Annotated in this window: 14 protein-coding genes and 1 pseudogene; 6 read left to right on the top strand and 9 right to left on the bottom strand. The window is 69.2% G+C overall.

The features are described 5' to 3' along the window. Positions 1 to 23: 23 nt before the first annotated feature. Positions 24 to 761, bottom strand: a complete 738-nt coding sequence (locus OHS81_RS03005) for an SDR family NAD(P)-dependent oxidoreductase (RefSeq protein ID WP_328390863.1) — start codon at positions 759 to 761, stop codon at positions 24 to 26. Between the two features lie 285 nt (positions 762 to 1,046). Beyond that, positions 1,047 to 2,810 (bottom strand): MOSC and FAD-binding oxidoreductase domain-containing protein, encoded by a 1,764-nt coding sequence (locus OHS81_RS03000; RefSeq protein WP_328382160.1) that lies wholly within the window; start codon positions 2,808 to 2,810, stop codon positions 1,047 to 1,049. A gap of 389 nt (positions 2,811 to 3,199) precedes the next feature. On the opposite strand from OHS81_RS03000, the pseudogene OHS81_RS02995 reads away from it, so the two are divergent. Both OHS81_RS02995 and OHS81_RS02990 read left to right on the top strand, forming a co-directional pair. Then, positions 3,200 to 3,793, top strand: a pseudogene (locus tag OHS81_RS02995) (alpha/beta fold hydrolase); the annotation flags it as partial. 145 nt (positions 3,794 to 3,938) lie between these two features. Further along, entirely contained in the window at positions 3,939 to 4,643 is a 705-nt protein-coding gene (locus OHS81_RS02990; protein WP_328382158.1) for a DUF2470 domain-containing protein, read from the top strand. Between the two features lie 167 nt (positions 4,644 to 4,810). Here OHS81_RS02990 and OHS81_RS02985 read toward each other — a convergent pair whose 3' ends face one another. Further along, the gene (locus tag OHS81_RS02985) at positions 4,811 to 5,569 is read right to left on the bottom strand and encodes an SDR family NAD(P)-dependent oxidoreductase (protein WP_328382156.1); all 759 of its coding nucleotides are present in this window, start codon (positions 5,567 to 5,569) and stop codon (positions 4,811 to 4,813) included. A 148-nt stretch (positions 5,570 to 5,717) separates the two neighbouring features. After that, positions 5,718 to 6,584, bottom strand: a complete 867-nt coding sequence (locus tag OHS81_RS02980; protein WP_328382154.1) for a helix-turn-helix transcriptional regulator — start codon at positions 6,582 to 6,584, stop codon at positions 5,718 to 5,720. Positions 6,585 to 6,942: 358 nt separating this feature from the next. On the opposite strand from OHS81_RS02980, the gene OHS81_RS02975 reads away from it, so the two are divergent. Both OHS81_RS02975 and OHS81_RS02970 read left to right on the top strand, forming a co-directional pair. Continuing rightward, positions 6,943 to 8,247, top strand: a complete 1,305-nt coding sequence (locus OHS81_RS02975; RefSeq protein WP_328382152.1) for an erythromycin esterase family protein — start codon at positions 6,943 to 6,945, stop codon at positions 8,245 to 8,247. 137 nt (positions 8,248 to 8,384) lie between these two features. Further along, positions 8,385 to 8,990: a YdcF family protein gene (locus OHS81_RS02970; protein ID WP_328382150.1), complete on the top strand. Its 606-nt coding sequence runs from the start codon at positions 8,385 to 8,387 to the stop codon at positions 8,988 to 8,990. Positions 8,991 to 9,074: 84 nt separating this feature from the next. Here the strand turns inward: OHS81_RS02970 and OHS81_RS02965 are convergent, their stop codons facing one another. Further along, complete coding sequence (locus OHS81_RS02965; RefSeq protein WP_328382148.1) at positions 9,075 to 9,992, bottom strand: AraC family transcriptional regulator; 918 nt, start codon at positions 9,990 to 9,992, stop codon at positions 9,075 to 9,077. A gap of 134 nt (positions 9,993 to 10,126) precedes the next feature. Here OHS81_RS02965 and OHS81_RS02960 point away from each other — a divergent pair, with 134 nt between their 5' ends. Beyond that, entirely contained in the window at positions 10,127 to 10,927 is an 801-nt protein-coding gene (locus OHS81_RS02960; protein WP_328382146.1) for an alpha/beta fold hydrolase, read from the top strand. A 261-nt stretch (positions 10,928 to 11,188) separates the two neighbouring features. Here the strand turns inward: OHS81_RS02960 and OHS81_RS02955 are convergent, their stop codons facing one another. Beyond that, positions 11,189 to 11,827 (bottom strand): molybdopterin-dependent oxidoreductase, encoded by a 639-nt coding sequence (locus tag OHS81_RS02955; protein WP_328382145.1) that lies wholly within the window; start codon positions 11,825 to 11,827, stop codon positions 11,189 to 11,191. Between the two features lie 610 nt (positions 11,828 to 12,437). Here OHS81_RS02955 and OHS81_RS02950 point away from each other — a divergent pair. Then, positions 12,438 to 13,121 carry an HdeD family acid-resistance protein gene (locus OHS81_RS02950; RefSeq protein WP_328382144.1) on the top strand — a complete coding sequence of 228 codons (684 nt, stop codon included), beginning with the start codon at positions 12,438 to 12,440 and terminating at the stop codon, positions 13,119 to 13,121. Between the two features lie 524 nt (positions 13,122 to 13,645). Here the strand turns inward: OHS81_RS02950 and OHS81_RS02945 are convergent. The 3 genes from OHS81_RS02945 to OHS81_RS02935 all read right to left on the bottom strand — a co-directional run bounded on the left by OHS81_RS02945 (position 13,646) and on the right by OHS81_RS02935 (position 17,450). Then, complete coding sequence (locus OHS81_RS02945; protein WP_328382142.1) at positions 13,646 to 14,599, bottom strand: helix-turn-helix domain-containing protein; 954 nt, start codon at positions 14,597 to 14,599, stop codon at positions 13,646 to 13,648. A 413-nt stretch (positions 14,600 to 15,012) separates the two neighbouring features. Next, positions 15,013 to 16,239, bottom strand: coding sequence for an MFS transporter (locus OHS81_RS02940; protein ID WP_328382140.1), 1,227 nt, complete (start codon positions 16,237 to 16,239; stop codon positions 15,013 to 15,015). 140 nt (positions 16,240 to 16,379) lie between these two features. Beyond that, entirely contained in the window at positions 16,380 to 17,450 is a 1,071-nt protein-coding gene (locus OHS81_RS02935; protein WP_328382138.1) for a hypothetical protein, read from the bottom strand. Between the last annotated feature and the right edge of the window lie 37 nt (positions 17,451 to 17,487).

The following is a 17,487-nucleotide window of genomic DNA, read 5'->3' as shown; positions in this document are numbered from 1 at the left end:
CCGCCTGCCCGGTCCGGCCCGGGTCACACGGCGGTGCGGCCGCCGTCGACGGGGAGCACCACGCCGTGCACAAAGCTCGCGGTGTCGCCGGCCAGGTACGCGATCGCCTCGGCGATCTCCCCGGGGTTAGCCGGCCGTCCGGCGGGCGCCTGGGAGGCGAGGGTGTCGAGGTCCGCTCCCATGCCTGCCGTGCCTTCGGTCCGCGTCGGCCCGGGCTGTACGGCGTTGACCCGGACCCCGCGCGGGCCGTACTCGGCAGCCCAGGACTTGGTCAGCAGGTTCACGGCGGCCTTGCTCGAGCCGTACAGCGCCACTCCCGCGATGCCGAGCTCGGCCGCCATGGTGCTGACGTTGACGATCGCCCCGCTGCCCCGCTCCGCCATCGCCGGTGCGAGCTCGGCCACCAGGTAGAAGGGAGCCTTCACGTTCAGCGCGTAGACGGCGTCGACCTCGTTCTCCGGTGTCTGCTCGGTGGGCCCGAAGGGGTAGATGCCCGCGCTGTTGACCAGAATGTCCACCCGGCCACCGCCCTGTTGCACGGCTTCCCGGGCCAGCCGTCGGACCGAGAGGGCGTGCAGCAGGTCGGCGGCCATGAAGTCCGCGGTGCCGCCGCGTTGCCGGATGGCCTCGACGACGTTCTCGCCGCGTCCTCGGTCCCGGCCCGCCACCAGTACGTGCGCACCGCGCTCGGCGAGCGTTTCCGCAGTGGCCGCCCCGATACCGCTGGTCGCCCCGGTCACCAGCGCGACTCTCCCTGACATGGACGTGGTGGTCACTGGCGCACCACCCTTCCCTTCTGGTCACTTCCAGCAACCGATTACCAGGGCATCAGTGGGAAACCGTGGTCTGCGCGTTCTCCGCGCGTTCTCCGCGCCTTCCCTGCGCCTTCTCCGCGCCTTCCCTGCGCACTTCCGCCCGTGGGGTCGCGGCACCGGTGAAGAGGGCCGGCCCGAGGACGACGCCTTCCTCATCTCCACATCAGCACCGACCCCTTGAGGGCGCAACCGCTCCGCTGCGGGCCCCGGTGCATGCCGTTGCCCCGCCGGCTAAAGATCGAGGACGACTTCCGTGGCCGGTGTGCTGCAGCAGACGAGGACGGTGCCGGCTTCGGGGAGTTCGAGGGGTGGAGTGGTGTACGTGATGTCGCCTGTCACGAGGTGGGTGATGCAGGTGTGGCAGACGCCGGTGCGACAGGACCAGCGGGTGGGGATGTCGCAGGCCTCGGCGAGATCGAGGAGTGAGGTGTGAGCGGGCGACCATGGGGTGGTGATGCCGCTGCGGGCGAAGGTGATCAGGGGGCCGGAGCCCGGTGGGCCGGGTGGCTGGTGCGGCCTGATCGCCGCCGTGGGCGTGACGCCGGGATTGATGGCGGGGAGGGCGCTGAACTGTTCCGTATGGATCCGCTCGGGGCGCAGGCCATGGTCGCGCAGGTAACCGCCGAGGTCGTCCATGAAGGCGGGCGGTCCGCAGAGGTAGGCGTCGGCGTCGGTGGGAATGCCCATGGCCGTGAGTGAGGGGGCGGTCGGACGTCCCTGGGTGATGTGGGGTCCTACGGGATGCGGGGTGGACTCGGCGGTGTAGTAGATGTGCTCGTGGGCGTGGGGGAGCTGCGCCAGGAGCGCGTGGGACTCGTCCGCGAAAGCGTGGTGGGCGTGGTCGTGGGCGGTGTGGATCCACCAGACGGGGCGTGGGTCCCGTGTGGCGGCGAGTCGGTGGAGCATGGCGAGCACGGGAGTGGCACCGATCCCCGCGGAGACGAGGACGACCGGGCGGGTGCCTTCTTCGAGCACGAACGTCCCCCGGGGGCTTGCGATGTCCACGAGATCCCCGGGGCGGAGCGTCCCATGGAGGTAGCCGCTGACCTGCCCGTGAGGCTCGTGCTTGACGCTGATGCGGTAGGTGTCGGCTGTGGGCGCGGCGGACAGGGAGTAGCTGCGCACTGTAGGGGCGGCCTCGCCGACGGCGAGGCGGAGGGAGAGGTACTGGCCGGGGCGGGCCTCGGGGAGGGGGGTGTGGTCGGTGCTGCCGAGGTAGATCGATGAGACCGCTGTGGTTTCGGGGACGATACGGGCGACGCGCATGGTCTTGAAACCCGGCCATCCCGGCTCTTCCCTGGGCTGCCGGGTGCCGGCGAGTTCGCCCGGCCATCCCGGTTCCTGTGCGGGCTGCCGAGCGGCCGCGAGTTCACGAAAGGACTGCTGCCAACCGGGGCTGAGGGCGGGGATGTTCAGTGCTTTGCGCAGTTGTACGGGGTCGCGGTCGGGGAGGTAGAGCAACGCGTCGGTGTCGGCGACGCTGAGCTCTTCGGGGCCCTTACGGGTCAGGGTGATCTCGTCGCCGGCCTGGACGCGCCCCTCGGTGAGGACACGCAGGTAGAAGCCGGGGCGGTGGTGGGCGACCAGTAGGGAGGCCATGGTGGGTTCCCCCAGGCGCATACCGACGCGGTAGCAGGTGACGCGCGGCTGGGTGACCTCGAATACGGCTTCGCCGATGCGGTAGCGGTCGCCGATGCATACTTCGTCGTCGGGCAGACCATCGACGGTGAAGTTCTCGCCGAAGATCCCGAAGGTCAGGTCATCGCGACCGAGGTGCGTTTGCCAGTACCGGTAGGACTGCAACTGGTAGACGAGGACGGCGCGGATATCGCCGCCGTGCCCGGCCAGGTCGCCTTGACCGTCTCCGTCGATGTTCAGCCGCCGCACCATCCGGGGGTCGCGCACGGGCGACTTCCAGGCTCCGGTGTGGACGGTCCTGCCCTGCCAGGAGACGTCCTCGGGCATTCCTACGTTGACGGACAGCAGCGTCGCCATTGCGGACCCTTCTGCGGGGTGGCCGGCCGGGGCAGCCCCATGGCACTTTGTTCTGCAGCTCTGCAGCTCTGCAGCTCTGTAGTGCGTTGCGCTTTGTGCGCTCGGGCCGATGCTCATTCTTGTGCAGGTGCCGCCGCGATTCCGTCATCACGCATCGTTCGGGACTGTCGGTCCCGGTGCATTCCCTGCGCTGGCCGGCGACCGTTCACGGGCGGAGGCTTGAGGCAGGGTGACGTCCCGACCTCCTACCGTCCCGTCGCCCGCGTCCCTGGTTCACCGGCCTCTCCGACCGCACCGCCCGGCCCGCGTCGCTTCCTTTCCTATAGCCAGTAAATTACCTTTGACAGGTTAGGCGGGCTGTGAGTGGCTGGATGTATAACTGCCGGCACCTGGGGACCGACCGGTTCGCCATGTACGTACACGACTACGGCGCTCCCATCGGCTGGCGGCTCGCCCTCCAAGCCCCCGACCGGGTCACCGCGATCGTCACCCAGAACGGCAACGCCTACGAAGAGGGCTTCGTCAAGCTCTTCTGGGGCGGCGTCTTCGCCTGTGCGGAGGCGCCCGGCCCGGACACTGAAGGTCCCATGCGGGGCGCGCTGACCCCCGAGATCACTCGCTGGCAGTACGTCAACGGAGTGGCTGATCCGAGCCTGGTCAGCCCCGACAACTGGGTCCACGACCAGGCGCTGCTGGACCGCCCCGGTAGCGACGGGATCCAGCTCAAGCTCTTCCGTGACTACCCGGCCAACGTGGACCTCTACCCGCAGGTTCACCAGTACTTCCGCGACTCGCAAGTCCCGCTGCTGGCGGTCTGGGGTGCGAACGATGAGATCTTCGGCCCCGACGGCGCCAAGGCATTCACCCGGGACCTGCCCCACGCCGAGATCCACCTCCTTGAGTCCGGACACTTCGCCCTGGAGAGCCACCTCGAGACCATCACCGAGCGCATGCGCGGCTTCCTCGCGCGCGTCTTCGCCTGACGCTCAGGGAGCCGGGCTCCTCGACGCCGGGTTTGCCGGTCACGTGCAGAGCCTCAGATGCACGGCAGCAACAGTGGCGCGTGGGTTAGGTTAGGCTTGCCTAAGTCCACAGCCTTGCCTCTCTAGCCGCGCCTGGAGCACCCGGATGCGTCCTTTTCACACCCGTGCCGCCTCACCGACTGCCGCAGAGCGCGTCCGGTCGATTCTGGCCTCCGCCCATTCGATGACCGTGGTGAGCGACGGGAGGCTCACCGAAGTGCGTCGCCTCGACGGAACCGGGGCAATGGGCCATGTCCACCTGCACGCACCGTTCGAGGACGCCGACGCCCAGACGGCGACGCGCGTCCCGGTGAAGCTGGAGCTCACCGACATCGCCCCCACACCCGTACGGGACCGTGTACGTGCCCGCGTCACGGTGACCGGGCTGCTGGCAGCCCCGTACAGCACGGAGGCCACGAAGAGCACCTGTATGGAGTTCGGTCAGGCGGTCCTCGAAGACGCCCGGGAACGCGCCTACGTCACCCTCCACGACCTGAAGGCAACCGACCTCGATCCGATCGCGACGAGCGAGGCGGGCATGCTGACCCACCTCCTGGACGCGCACGCCGAAGTCGTTCCCCTGCTGCTGCGCCTCGTCCGCCCGCGTCCGGGCAACGGCATGCTGCGCGCCCTGCCGGTGGCGATGGACCGCTACGCCATGACCTTGCGCCTCGAATACCCGCACACCCACCACGATGTCCGGCTGCCGTTCAAGACGCCGGTGACCGACATCGACCAGGTCGGCCCCCAGATCCACGCCCTCCTGGCCACAGCGCGCCGCTTCTCCCACCCCAGCCATCTGTTGACCTGATCCGCCGGGCCGCGTACGGCCCCAGCCAAGGTTCACGTCGGCGAGGCCATCACATGACCTCTCAGCGGCACCGCACTGCACCCCCGCAGGGTCAGCGGGACGGCAGCGGGCACGGGCGCCGCCGGCTCGCCCTTCTGCCTACTGAGGCGGAATGTTCGTCACCGCCCTCACGTGACCGGCACCGAGCCGACGAGCCCGCCGTCGACGACCAGATCCTGGCCGGTGATGTACGCGGCATCCTCGGAAGCGAGGAAAGCCACGGCCGCGGCGACCTCGTCCGGGTGGCCGAGGGACCCCAGCGCCACCTCGGCAGAGTTGCGGGCTCTGGCGTCCGGGTCGGTGTTGGCCTCGCGCCACATCGGAGTGTCGATGTAGCCGGGGCTGACGGAATTGACGCGGATACCGCGAGCGGCCAGATCGGATCCCATGGTGCGGGCGAGGTTATGGACCGCCGCCTTGCCGGCCGCGTAGACCGAGGCGATGGGCAGCCCCCGGTACAGGGTCCAGGAGGCGTTGATGACGACGGCGCCACCGCGCGGCATCAGCCGCAACGCCTTCTGAATGGTGAAGAAGACGCCCTTGAAGTTGACGTTCACGGTGCGGTCGAAGTCGTCCTCGGTAATCTCGGCGGTCGGCTTGAAGATGCCGGTCCCGGCGTTGGCGAAGACGGCATCGAGCGTGCCACGCCAGGTCTCGATACGGCGCATCAGCGCGTCGAGGTCAGCCGTCGAGGCGGCGTCGGCCCGCACGGCCAGCACGCGGTCCTCCACCGCGTCGAGCCGGGCGACCGCCGCGTCGAGGCGCGCCTGGTCGCGGCCGGTGATGACGACGTACGCCCCCTCGTCCAGGAGCCGCCGCGCCGTGGCGAATCCTATCCCGCTGGTGCCGCCGGTGATCAGTGCTGTCTTGTTCGTGAATCGCTGCATGCCCATGATCCTGCGATGGCGCGAACCGCTCCGGCAGTGTCAGCTGAACCTGGGTCTGTCACCACCACCCGCAGGTGGCAGGTGGCAGGCGGCAGGCGGCAGGTGACCGGGGCCCGGCGGCCGGGGCGCGGGCCGCCGGGCAATGGGCCTACGAGGAAGGGACCGCGGCCCGTTCTCCCGCATCCAGCAGACCGACCACCCGGGCCTCGGTCGGTGTCCCCTCCACAGGGGCGTACAACAGCAGCCGGGCACCGGGCAGATCGGAGACGGGCAGCATCGTGTAGTGGAACCTCAGCTCCCCCGCAGCGGGGTGCACCAGCGACTTGATGCCCTCGGTCGCCGCGCCCACCGGGTGTTCGGCCCAGACGGTGGCAAAGACGGGACTGGCGGCACACATGTCCTCCGCGAGCCGCCCGAACTCCGGATCGTCCGGATAGCGAGCGGCGTCCGCCCGGAACTGGCCGACGATCTGCCGCGCCGCGTCCTCCCACCCACACAGCACGGACCGGAAGTGCGCACTGGTGAAGAAGCTGACCAGGCAACTGTGGTCAAGTTCTCCGTAACCGAATACCAGTTGGGCAGCCCGGTTGACGGCAACCAGCTTCCAGTGCCGGTCGATGACGTACGCGGGCCGCGGCAGCCAGCCGTCGATGACCCGGCGGATCCCCACCGGTACGGCGCGGTCCGCAGGCGCGGCCTGCGGAGGGTTCAGCCCGGCCAGCAGGTACAGGTGCTCACGCTCGGCGGCGTCCAGCCGCAGCACGCGGGAGACGGCGTCCAGCACCTCGGCCGACACCTTGATGTCGCGCCCCTGCTCCAGCCACGTGTACCAGGAGACCCCCACCCCGGCGAGGACCGCGACCTCCTCGCGCCGCAGCCCCGGTGTACGGCGCCCGCCCCCGGCCGCCATGCCCACGTCCGCAGGCGTCAGCCGCGCCCGCCGTGAGCGCAGAAACGCCCGCATCTCCGCACTACGCCGCTGCCGCGCCTCGGCGGAAAGCTTTGAGACCTCCATGCGGCCATGTTATGACGCCGTTCCTTACGGCCTGCTTGTCGGACGTTGAGTGGTGTCTGACGGATCCGGTGGACCGGGGCATCGGCCGGTGGTCGGTGCTCCTCGTCAAGTTCTCCCCGCCTCGCGATCAAGCGCCGGACTACCGGATTATTCGCATGCACGTGGATGGCACGGGTGCTAGCTTCCGATCATGGCAATCTTCAGCAACTTTCTCTGACGGGGTTCGTCGACAGATGCGGCGCGCCGTTGGCCCAGTGGCCCGGCGCCGGTTGCGTCTGCGCATCGTCACGCCGCTGGTCCGCCGCAGGCGGACGAGCCGCTGTGTCCTGAACCCCAAGCCGAGAAATGAGCTACAGCTGTGCCTGTTGAGCCTTCCGCCCAAACCGTGCTCGCCGATTGGTTTCGCGCACACTCCACCCCTCTGACCACCCTTGACCCGCAGCAACCCCTCGACGATCTCGAAGGGCTCCGGGAGATCATCGGCGATGCCCGCGTTGTCGCGATCGGTGAGGGCGCCCACTTCGTCGAAGAGTTCTCCCGCGTACGCCAGCGCGTGCTGCGCTTTCTCGCCGAGCGCTGCGGATTCACCGTTTTCGCCATGGAGTTCGGCTTCAGCGAGGCCTTCCCGCTCGACCGGTGGCTGCAGGGCGAGGGGGACGACGGCGACCTGGCGACAGTGAGCCGGGCCGCCGCCGAGTGGGGCGCCGCGGACCTCATGCACTGGCTCCGCCACCACAACCGCACCAGCAAGCACCCGTTGCGCTTCGCCGGCATCGATGTCCCCGAGGCCGGCGGGGCGCTACGGCCTGCCCTGGAGCCGGTGGCCGACTACTTGCGCGAGGTGGACCCCGACGCGCTCCGCCTCGTCGAGGCGATCCTGGAGGTGAGCGACCGGTTCCTCAAGGGCTGCGGCTCCGGCGCTGCGGCCGGGCCCGCATGGGCCGCCCTTCCGGTGGCCGAGCAGAACGAACTGACTGCCGTACTGGCGCGGCTGTTGCTGCGGCTGCGCGCCGCCGAACCGCTCTACGTCTCCCGCAGCAGCCAGAGCCGCTTCGACATCGCCAGGCGCCGCGTGGAAGCGGCCTGCCACACCGACTACATGTTCCAGGCGCTGCACGCCCTGCTGTCCGGCCGGGGCCTGACAGCGGACCTGTCGGTGCGCGAGATCTACATGGCCGAATCCGTACGCTGGCACCTGGACCACACCGAACCGGGGACCCGGATCGTCCTCGCCGCACACAACAACCACATCCACAAGACAGCGTTCTCCTTCGAGTTCGCCGGCGGACTCACCAACCCCCCGATGGGCCGGCACCTGCATCGGATGCTCGGCCAGGACTACCGCACCGTGGCCCTCGTCCACACCGCGGACCATGTGCCGGAGATGTACCCCGACCAGAGCGCCGCGGTCGGGTTCACCCTCGCCGAAGCCCACCTTGAGCCTGCCGGGCCCGGCAGCGTCGAGGCCGCCCTCACCGACGCCGGACTCGCCGACCGGATCACCTTGACCGACCTGCGCCCCACACCCCGCGACGCCCAGGGAACACCACTGCTCAACGGAATCCGGGCACAGAGCTCCCATCTGAGCACCCCGGTCCCTGAGGCTTTCGATGCCGTAATCGCCGTCCCGACGGTCACCCGGGACCGCACAGTGCGCTTCTGACCGGCCCGAACCCGAGCAGGCGGGGCCTTGGACCAAGGCCCCGCCTGCCAACGGCCCCAAGCGGCTGCCGGGTGGCCGGCACGGGTGGCAGAGGCAACGACAGCAACGACAGTACCGAGGTGCCCTAGAGTCGCCGCATGCGACGAAGGACAGGACTGGCGATGGCCGGGGCTGCAGCCCTGGCCTGGGGCGAGTGGTTGAACCGGCGCTGGTCTCGAACTCTCGTGGGGAACAGCGGGGGCGCTGCCGAGGCCGTGGTCGTGTTGGGTTACCGGAACCCGCAGGCGACGGCGAACTTCATCAACCGCTGGCGCGTCCGTGCGGGAATGCGCTCCATCGCCGCCGACAGTGTGCGTGCCACGCGCGTGATTTTCAGCGGCGGTGCGACCGGCAGTGCCGCCGCGGAGGCCCAGTTGATGGCTGACTACGCGAAGTCGGTGCTCGCGTTCGACGGCACAGTGCTCCTCGAAGACGAAAGCGGCACGACATGGGAGAACATCACGAACGTGATCCCGCTGCTGGAGGACGTCGACCGCATCAAGATCGTCTCTCAGCCGGCGCACGCGCTCAAGGCCCGCGCGTACTTGCGGCGCCAGCGCCCTGATCTTGCCAAGAGGCTTGTGCGCGCGGAGGACTACCGCCCTGGTGAGTGGCTGGTCGGCAAACCGCTGCTGGCTCTGTACGGTCTTTGGAGCCTCCGCTGTCTCAAGGCCGGCGAACGCAAGGCGAAGGCCTCACCGTAGACAGCCGCTGCCGCGTCGGCTTCACCGACGGTGGATCTCGAGCCGACGCCGGCAGATGAGGCGGCATCCGAGAGCGAGAAAGGCTCAGCGGCCGTCGTGCCGCGTGCGCCAGCGGCTGGGGGACAGCCCGGCCTGGCGCTGGAAGAACGTGGTGAAGTTCGCGGCGTCGTGGAAGCCGAGGTGCTCTGCGCAGCGCGCGGCGGGCAGGTCGGTGTGTGCGAGCAGCCGTTTGGCCTCCAGCAGGATCCTTTGGTCGAGGAACTGCTTTGCACCCAGGCCCGTTGCGGCGCGGGTCGCCCGGGTGAGGGTGCGCGGGTCGTAGCCGAGGGCGGAGGCATAGTCACGTACGTGGTGGTGCTGGGTGAACCGTTCCTCGACCGCGGCCCGATAGCGGTGGAAGACGGCGTGTTCGGGTTCGGGTCCGGGTCCGGCTTCAGGTTCGTGTTCGTGGGGATTGCCTGTCGCGGGACCGGCCGGCTCGGTGGGCAGCACCCGCAGCACGAGGGCTGACAGGAGATGGGCGAGCAGCGGCACCGAGGCCAGTCGCGGATGGGATACCGCTGCGGTGTGCTCGTGCCGCAGATGGTCCGCGGCCCGCATGGCCAGTTCCCAGGCGTCCTCGTCCAGTTGCCAGCAGGCCGGGCCGAAGACGTCCGCCGCCGCTTGCGCCGCGGGGCCCGGGGCGGGCGGGAAGCCCTGCGCGAAGAGCAGGAGGGGGCCTTGCAGGTCGTCGACATCGGTCCAGCGGTGGACCACACCCGGACGTATCCACACGACGGTTCGCTCCCGCAGGGGGTGATCGATGAAGTCGGCGGTATGCCGTCCCACGCCCGACTGCACCAAGGCCATGACATGGAAGTCCGGGCGCTGAGGGCGGGTTCGTTGGCGGCTGTGGTCCATGAGCCGCAGTTGCGCGAAGCTGAGCGTCTCGACATCGAACTGCGCCCCGGGAGCCGGGGTGTAGCGCAGCTGCCTGACTCCGGGAAGCTGACCGCTTTTCACAAGAAGCTTGCACCTTTCGACCGGGCTTGCGCTGCGGCGTGTCCGTAGCGTTTGGGTCATATTCACTGCTCAGCGGCGTGAACTCGGCTGGAGCAGTTCTTCGTACCCTTCCGCGATATGGCTCAGAGGTCTCCATGACGACAGTATCCACAACACACCACGTCCCCGTGGCGGACGGCTCGATCGAGGTCCGCCGGCGTGGAGGAGGCGGGCCCACGCTGGTGTTCGTGCACTACTGGGGCGGATCCGCCGGTACGTGGGACGCAGTGGTGGAACGGCTCCCGGCTGATCGGGACACGGTCCGTTTCGACCAGCGCGGCTGGGGCTCGTCGCGGGCGCTGCCCGGAACGTACCGACTGGACGAGCTCGCTGACGATCTCATCGACATCGTCAAGGGCCTGGGCACGTTCGTCCTCGTCGGGCACTCGATGGGCGGCAAGGTGAGCCTGCTCGCCGCCGCCCGCCGTCCCCCGGGCCTGGCAGGGGTGGCCCTGCTGGCCCCCGCGCCGCCGCAGCCGCCCGCGAGCGTGACTGCCGAGTACCGGCACGCCCTCTCCCGCGCCTACGATTCGGCGCAGTCCGTCGGGCAGGCGCTCGACCACGTCCTCACCGCCACGCCGCTGGCGGGAGCCGTCCGCAGCGCCGTCGTGCAGGACAGTCTGAACAGTGACGAAGCCGCGCGTCTGGAGTGGCCCCTGCGGGGGATAGCCACGGATGTCACAGACGCCGCCAGGACCATCGAGGCCCCCGTCCTCGTCCTGGCCGGCGAGCGTGACCAGGTCGAACCGCCGGACGTCCTGCGCCGCTGCCTCCTGCCCAGCGTCCCCCAGGCCCGGTTCGAGATCGTCCCGGCCAGCGGCCACCTGCTGCCCCTGGAAGCTCCCGCCGAAGTCGCCGCGGCACTGGAGGACTTTATTGCTGGTCTCGGCTGCTGACAGGGCTCTGCCGCCATCCCTCAGTCGCCGGCCGCCAGCTGCCTGCCGTCGTCAGCCGCCTGCCGCCTGCCGCCTCACGAACCCAGCTTCAGCGACCGCCGAGCCGTTCGGGATCGAGGCCGCTTCACCGTTCTTTGCGATGACGGTCGGACGGGTCGGACAGGTCGGTCGGGTCGGTCGGGTCGGTCGGACGGTCGGTGTCACCGCCCCGGAAGCGCACCCCTCTCGTCGGCCATGCCTGCTTATCGAGGAGGACCGTCCTTACAGAGGAGGACCGTCGCCGTCTTCCTCTTGGTAGGAGTGGCGCCGGCCTTGCCACGCCTCGCCGATGTTGTGGTAGCCGCGCTCTTCCCAGAAGCCGCGGCGGTCGGCAGTCATGTACTCGATGCCGCGCAGCCACTTGGGGCCCTTGTAGCCGTAGAGGTGGGGGACGACGAGACGCAGGGGGAAGCCGTGCTCGGCGGTGAGCGATTCCCCGTTGTGGTGTGTGGCCAGGAGCGTGTGGGCGGAGGCGAAGTCGCTGAGCCGCAGGTTGGCGCTGTAGCCGTACTCCGCCCAGGCCATGACGTGTGTGACCGGGGGCGAGGGAGGTGCCAGTTCGAGCAGCGTGGTGGCAGCGACGCCGAACCACTCGTGGCCGGTCGACGTGGTGCCTGTCGCGCAGTGCAGATCGGCGACGACCTCGACGGTCGGCAGGGCGGCGAATGCTTCGAGGGTCCAGGTGTGGTCGTCGCCTGTGCGGGTGGCGCCGAAGACCTTCAGGTCCCAGCGGTCGGGCCGGAACCTGGGAACGGGGCCGTAGTGCGAGACGGGCCAGCCCCGGGCGAGCCGCTGCCCAGGCGGAAGGAGTCCGTCGGTGGCGTACGGGCCACAGCCCGCGCCGGGCTCGTCACTTCCCATCGGACCGATCCTCCCTGCTCGTCGACAACGCCCTATCGCCCACATTCTCCTCTACGGGCCTCCGGCAGATCCGGTCAGCATCCGCAGCCGGGCGCGTCGGTTCGGCCGCGGTATGGGGCAGGGTTTTCGGGTGGCGCGATCGAGTGCGTACGCGTCGGCGAACAGCCGAAGTCGACGAGCCTGTTCGGCGACCGGCAGGCGGAAATCCCGGCTGTCCGGCCCGGTCAGTGGCACGAACCGGTATGCGGCATGGGCAAGGTCCCAGACCCGCGGGCCGGGGTGAGCGGTGTGTCGAAGTCGATGAGCGCCACGGGGACCCCGTCCGCCGGAGGTGACCAACACTCTCGCCATCGCTGTGAGCCCGTGGCGGCGCTTCCCTCATAGACGGCCACCACGGTCTCCGCCTTCCATGTCATCGCGCCACGGTGCCCGCGGCAACCCGTGGGCGCGCGGCCGGAGCCCAAGGGCCTTTCTGCCTCCTCGGGGGACGCATGGCACGCCGGGCCACCGCCGGGACAGGTGAGCGCCTGCCAGGCGAGACAGGGCCAGGCGGGTGACGATGGAACTGGACTCCACTGACCCGTGCTCTCTCCTGGAGGAGGCAGACGGCATGACATACCCCTCCGATTCCGATTCCGCAGGCACCGGTTCTCCGCACGGCACCGAGCCCCGAGACGTCTCCCCGTCCGGCGGCATGGGCGCCCTGGCGAACATGGGCTGGCAGTTCCTGCTCATCATGGGCCTGGCTGCGATCGCGCTGGGCGTCGTTGCCCTGGCCTGGCCCAGTCAGACCCTGCGGGTCGTCGGCGTGCTCTTCGGCATCTACCTGTTGGCCACCGGTGTCTTTCAGCTGGCCGGCGCCTTCGGCACACACGTCCCTCGGCATCTGCGGGTGTTGCATTTCGTCGCGGGTGCGCTCTTCATCCTGCTGGGCCTGGTCTGCTTCCGGGGCACCCTGGAATCGATTCTGCTGCTCGCGTTGTGGATCGGCTTCGGCTGGCTGCTGCGCGGCATCATGGTGACCGCCACGGCGGTCTCCGCCGAGGAGATCCCGGCACGCGGCTGGCAGATCTTCTCGGGGATCATCACCACTCTGGCAGGCATCGTGCTGATCGTTTCGCCGTTCAGCTCGATCGCCGCACTGACCTTGGTGGTGGGCATCATGGCCATCGTCGTGGGCGCCGTCGAGGTCTTCCACGCCATCAAGATGCGCGTCGAACTCGGCCACCTCACCCAGGGCACCACCACCAAGCGGCGGCCCATGTTCCACTCCCGCCCCCACCCCCAGCATTGACGCCGAATTCTCGTTCGGGAGTCCAGTTGTGGATCATTGAAGGGGTGTAGCGGCCACTTTTGCTATTCATCTCAAGTCCGAAATGGCTCCTGCCGCCTCCGGCACGGCCGGCCAGGGGCCGCCGCCGGCGCTGCCGTTCATGTCGAATCGCACGGCACGGGCTGCTCGTCGTCGGGGGACCGCACTGTCGTGCCCGTACGGCAGACGGGCCGTGGCCTTCGGCGGTCCCGCCGCCCCCTGACGGTGAGAGAAGGCCTGCCCCGGACCGAGGGCCAGGATTTCAGTCCTGCGAGAAGCCGGCGGGATGGTGGACGTGCAAGGTGAGGCCCGTGATCCGGCCGGACTGTATGACGGGGCCGTGTTGGGTACCGCCCCTGATGTCGTTGTGCACGGTGACCCGTGGGGTGCCCGGCGCGGTGTTAGCGAGCCGCTGCAAGGATGCGAGCAGGTCGCGCAGGTCGTCGCCCGTGGCGGACCCGGCCTGTAGAACGTGTTGCAGGTAGGCGTGCCACTGGGCGGTGAGGTCATCGGCGGTGTGCGTACCGTCTGCAGCCCGGGCGTCGAGCAGCCGGGCCCGGGCGGAGTCCAGGGTGGCTACCGTGGCAACGTCCGCGCTGACAGGCGTCGCGGTCGCCCGCGAGCGCGTGCCCCTGCGCCTCGCGCTGCGCGGCGAGTCCGCGGGTCCGGGACGGGAGTGTGCCCGTCTGCGCCCGCCGGGCGAGGGCGACCGTCTGTTCGGCGTCGTCCTGATACAGCGTGACCAATGCCCGGCGGACCAGCGCATATCCGGCCAGTGCCTGGTCACCCCCGGCAGCCGCAAGATCCACCGCACGCTGTGTCCACCACAGTGCTGCCTGCTCGTCTCCGGTCTCCTGCACCAGCCAGCCGATGTATTCGGCGTACCTGGAGCCGAGCGCGAGCAGTTTTGGGCGGGTGCGGGAGTCGGCGTGCGCGGACAGTTCCCGCAGCGTGTGGGTCTGCGCGATCAGACCGGGCAGGAGGAAGCCGGGCTCGACGGTCTGGCCGAGCCGCCGATAGTGCGTGAACAGGGAGCGGGACGCCTCCAGCATCCCGGCACCCGTGGCCGTCGAGACCGGCCCCTGACCGCCGCTACGCCAACTCATCAACGAAGCGGCACCGGCGCTCACGACCTGGCGTCGGCCCAGGGGCTGGAACCGGCCTGAGCCGTCCGGTGACAGCTGCATCGTCCACTCCTCCTCATCGATTCCACCCGGTGCCGGCTCATCGGGCTCACCGGAAGCGGATGGGGCGACCAGGGCGATCAGTGCGCCGTCGGCCCGGAGGGCGGCGTCGCACAGTCGGGCGAGATCGCGGCTGGGCGCCTTGATGCCTCGTTCGACCTTGCTCAGCTGCGCCTTGCTGTAGTGCACGGCGGCAGACAGTCCGGTGAGACTGAGTCCGGCGTCCAGACGCCGTCTCCTCAGTTCCTCGCCGAACTCGGTGGACGGCTGCGGCACGGGAACCTCCATAACCATCCATCCAGGTGAGCGGGGTTGCTGCACGAAAGAGTGCGGCAACCCCGGCCGGACGGACAAGGCGAATGGTGCTGTTTCCCGTTTCCTTCTCCGCCGCTGAGACGCGGTATTCCGGGCAGCGCGGAGTCGTGTGGCCATCGGATGCCCGGCAATCCAGTGGGCGAGGCGACCGGCTCGCCAACAGGTGTCACACCGGGCCGACTTGGTGCGCTTGGCCGTCACGAAATTGGGTTCGCAGGTCGGCTGCCCGCGTTCCGGACGGGCTTGCCGGTCCCGAGCCTGCCGCCCACAGGCAGTGTCCTGCCTGTGACCAGCAGTGTCCTGCCGCCCACAGGCAGGACACTGCTGGTCACGGTGTATTCGCGCACGAATGTGCCGGGCACCCCGAGGGTTACTCAGCCGACGGGGACAGCCGTTTCCGGCGCGGGAAGCGTCCGGGTGCGCAAGGCCCAGTGGGTGAGCGGCCGGGTGGCGAGGCCGCAGAGGGCGAGGAGGACGCCGAGTACCACCCAGCCGGGTTTGCCCCCTTGCAGGCACAGAGTGGTGAGCACGACCGGTGACGCGGCACGTACCACGCCGTCGGCCAGGTTGAAGGCTCCCTGGTACTGCCCTTGGGAGTGTTCCGGGGCCAGCTCGTAGCTGATTTCGAAGGCCCCTGCGGCCAGGCCGAGTTCTCCGGATGACAGAAGGAGCACGCCGACGAGCAGGAGGCCCGCGGCGACGGGGGCGGAAACCCCTGCGGCGAACGCCAGGGCGGTACAGCCGGCGAGGGACAGGAACCCCGCTCCGCGGAGCGCGGTGGAAGCGGCCAGCGGGCCTCTCACCCAGCGGGTTGCCCTGACCTGGAACAGGACGACCACTGCCGTGTTCACCACCAGCAGTGCGGAAAGCCACCACCGGGGCGCCGCGGTGTGCGACACCAGCCAGAGCGGCAGGACCAGGGACACCACGTCGTACTGGAACCCGATGACCCCGCACAGCAGCGACAGGGCGAGGTACGGTCGGTCCCGCATCGCCTCCCAGCGTCGCGCACCCGGCGGACGTGGCACCGGCTCCACGGAGGGGATTTTGAGCAGCAGTCCGGCCGCTGCGAGGAAGCTCAGTCCGTTCGCCAGGATCAGAAGGGTGTAGCCCGCCGCCGAGTCGAGTTGGAGTGCGACGCCTGCTGCGGCGGCGCCGATGCCCATCCCGAGGTTGGTGACTGCGCGGAGATGGCCTCGGATACGGGTACGTTCTCCGGGCTCGCTGATCCGCGCGACGAGAGCGCCGCCGACGGCCTGCGCGCCGCGTTGGCCGATGGCGGCGACAGTGACCAGCGTGAGGAAGACGGCGAAGGAGTGTGCCATCGGGAACAGGAACATTGCCGTCGCCTGGACAGCTTGGGTGGCGACGTACAGTCCTCGGGGCCCGACGTGATCGGCCACCGCGCCGAGGGGGAGTCCTGACAGGATGCCGGCGAGCGTTGCGACGGCAAGGCCGGTGCTCACGCCCGGCACACTCAGTCCGACGACGCGGGTGAAGAACAGCATGCTGCCGGCCAGATAGAGCCCGCTGCCGACGGTGGTGACGAAACTGGCGGTCGCCAGGAAACGTACCGGGCCCCGGATTGCCTCGGTCGTCATATATGCCTCTGCGGGGCGCCGTTGGTCTCCTGCTTGCACACGTCGCTGTCCTGCGCTTTCCTTCGAATAGAGTTCGGTGCCACCGCTGGTGCGCCCCTCGCGCGGTACTCGGCAGAGTGGTTGTCTTCCCACGCGAGCCGCTAAGGGCGGGCCAGTTGCTCGCGCATGGCCGACAGACACTCGGCCCGGTAGGCCTCCAGTCCCGGTGCCGCCGCCCGTTTCCTGCGGTTGAACTCGCCGGTGTTCACCCAGGTGACGATCAGGTCCGCCAGGGACGGAATGCTGTCGTACCGTGCGGTCATCCCGTCGATATGGTCACTCAACGGATAGAAAGCCGGCATGAGCGCGGGGAGACCGAACCGGACCATGTCATGGATGTTGCCCGTGACACAGGTCTGGCCGCGGGTCTCGACGATGCCGTTACGCGTGAGGCGTTCGGCCACCGGCAGAATGAGGAAGTCAGCCTCCGCGAGCGTCCGGTCGAACTCCTCCTGGGCGACGTAACCGGGGTGATCCCGTAGTTCGACCGAGGGGGCGACCGCCTTCCTCGCTGCTTCGACGGCGGACTTGGTCTCCTCGGTGGCGTGCTCGCCCAGAAAATCGACGCGTAGTCGCCTCGTCAGTCGTGGGGCGGCGACTTCCAGCGCGGACAGAACCTCGGCGTGGTCCCTGCCGGAATATATTCTCCCCGGGATACAGCACCGCACCTCGTCCCTCAGGTACTCCGTGGGCGGACGCTGCGGATAGGCGATGTTGATGGCGCGGCCCCGCAGAGGGGCGCCGGATTTCATGAGCCGGAGATCCGGAAGAAGCACGTCTGCCGCGCCTTCGAGAACGAGCTCCGCGATGGCAGCGCTCGGCCGGTTGCTGTCCGATGAGGTGAAGGTGTTGAGGTTGTGTACCAGGCAGTGCCAGGTGGCTGACCTCGCGCTCGCGTCGGAGAGCAGATGGCATAGGGAATCGACCGGGGTGATGATGAACAGGTGGTCCTGGGAGGAGATCGAGGGCTTGCATTTCTCCACGAATTCGGCGTACGACAGACCCGGGGGACACACTTGCCATTCGACCGCCGACGACTCGGCGGACTCCGGGTATCTGGCACAGAACGGGTTCGTGTAGACGGTCGGCCTTGCCCCGACGTCAAGGGACTGCCGTATGAGGCTTTCAAGGACCTCACTGTGTGCGCTGAGCTCGATCAGGCCGATCTTCATCGAGTTGACTCCGTCGGTGGTGAGCGCCCCGCGGGGC

The sequence above is a fragment of the Streptomyces sp. NBC_00400 genome (genome assembly GCF_036048035.1).
Taxonomy (GTDB): Bacteria; Actinomycetota; Actinomycetes; order Streptomycetales; family Streptomycetaceae; genus Streptomyces.
This window is presented reverse-complemented; position numbering and strand designations above follow the sequence as displayed.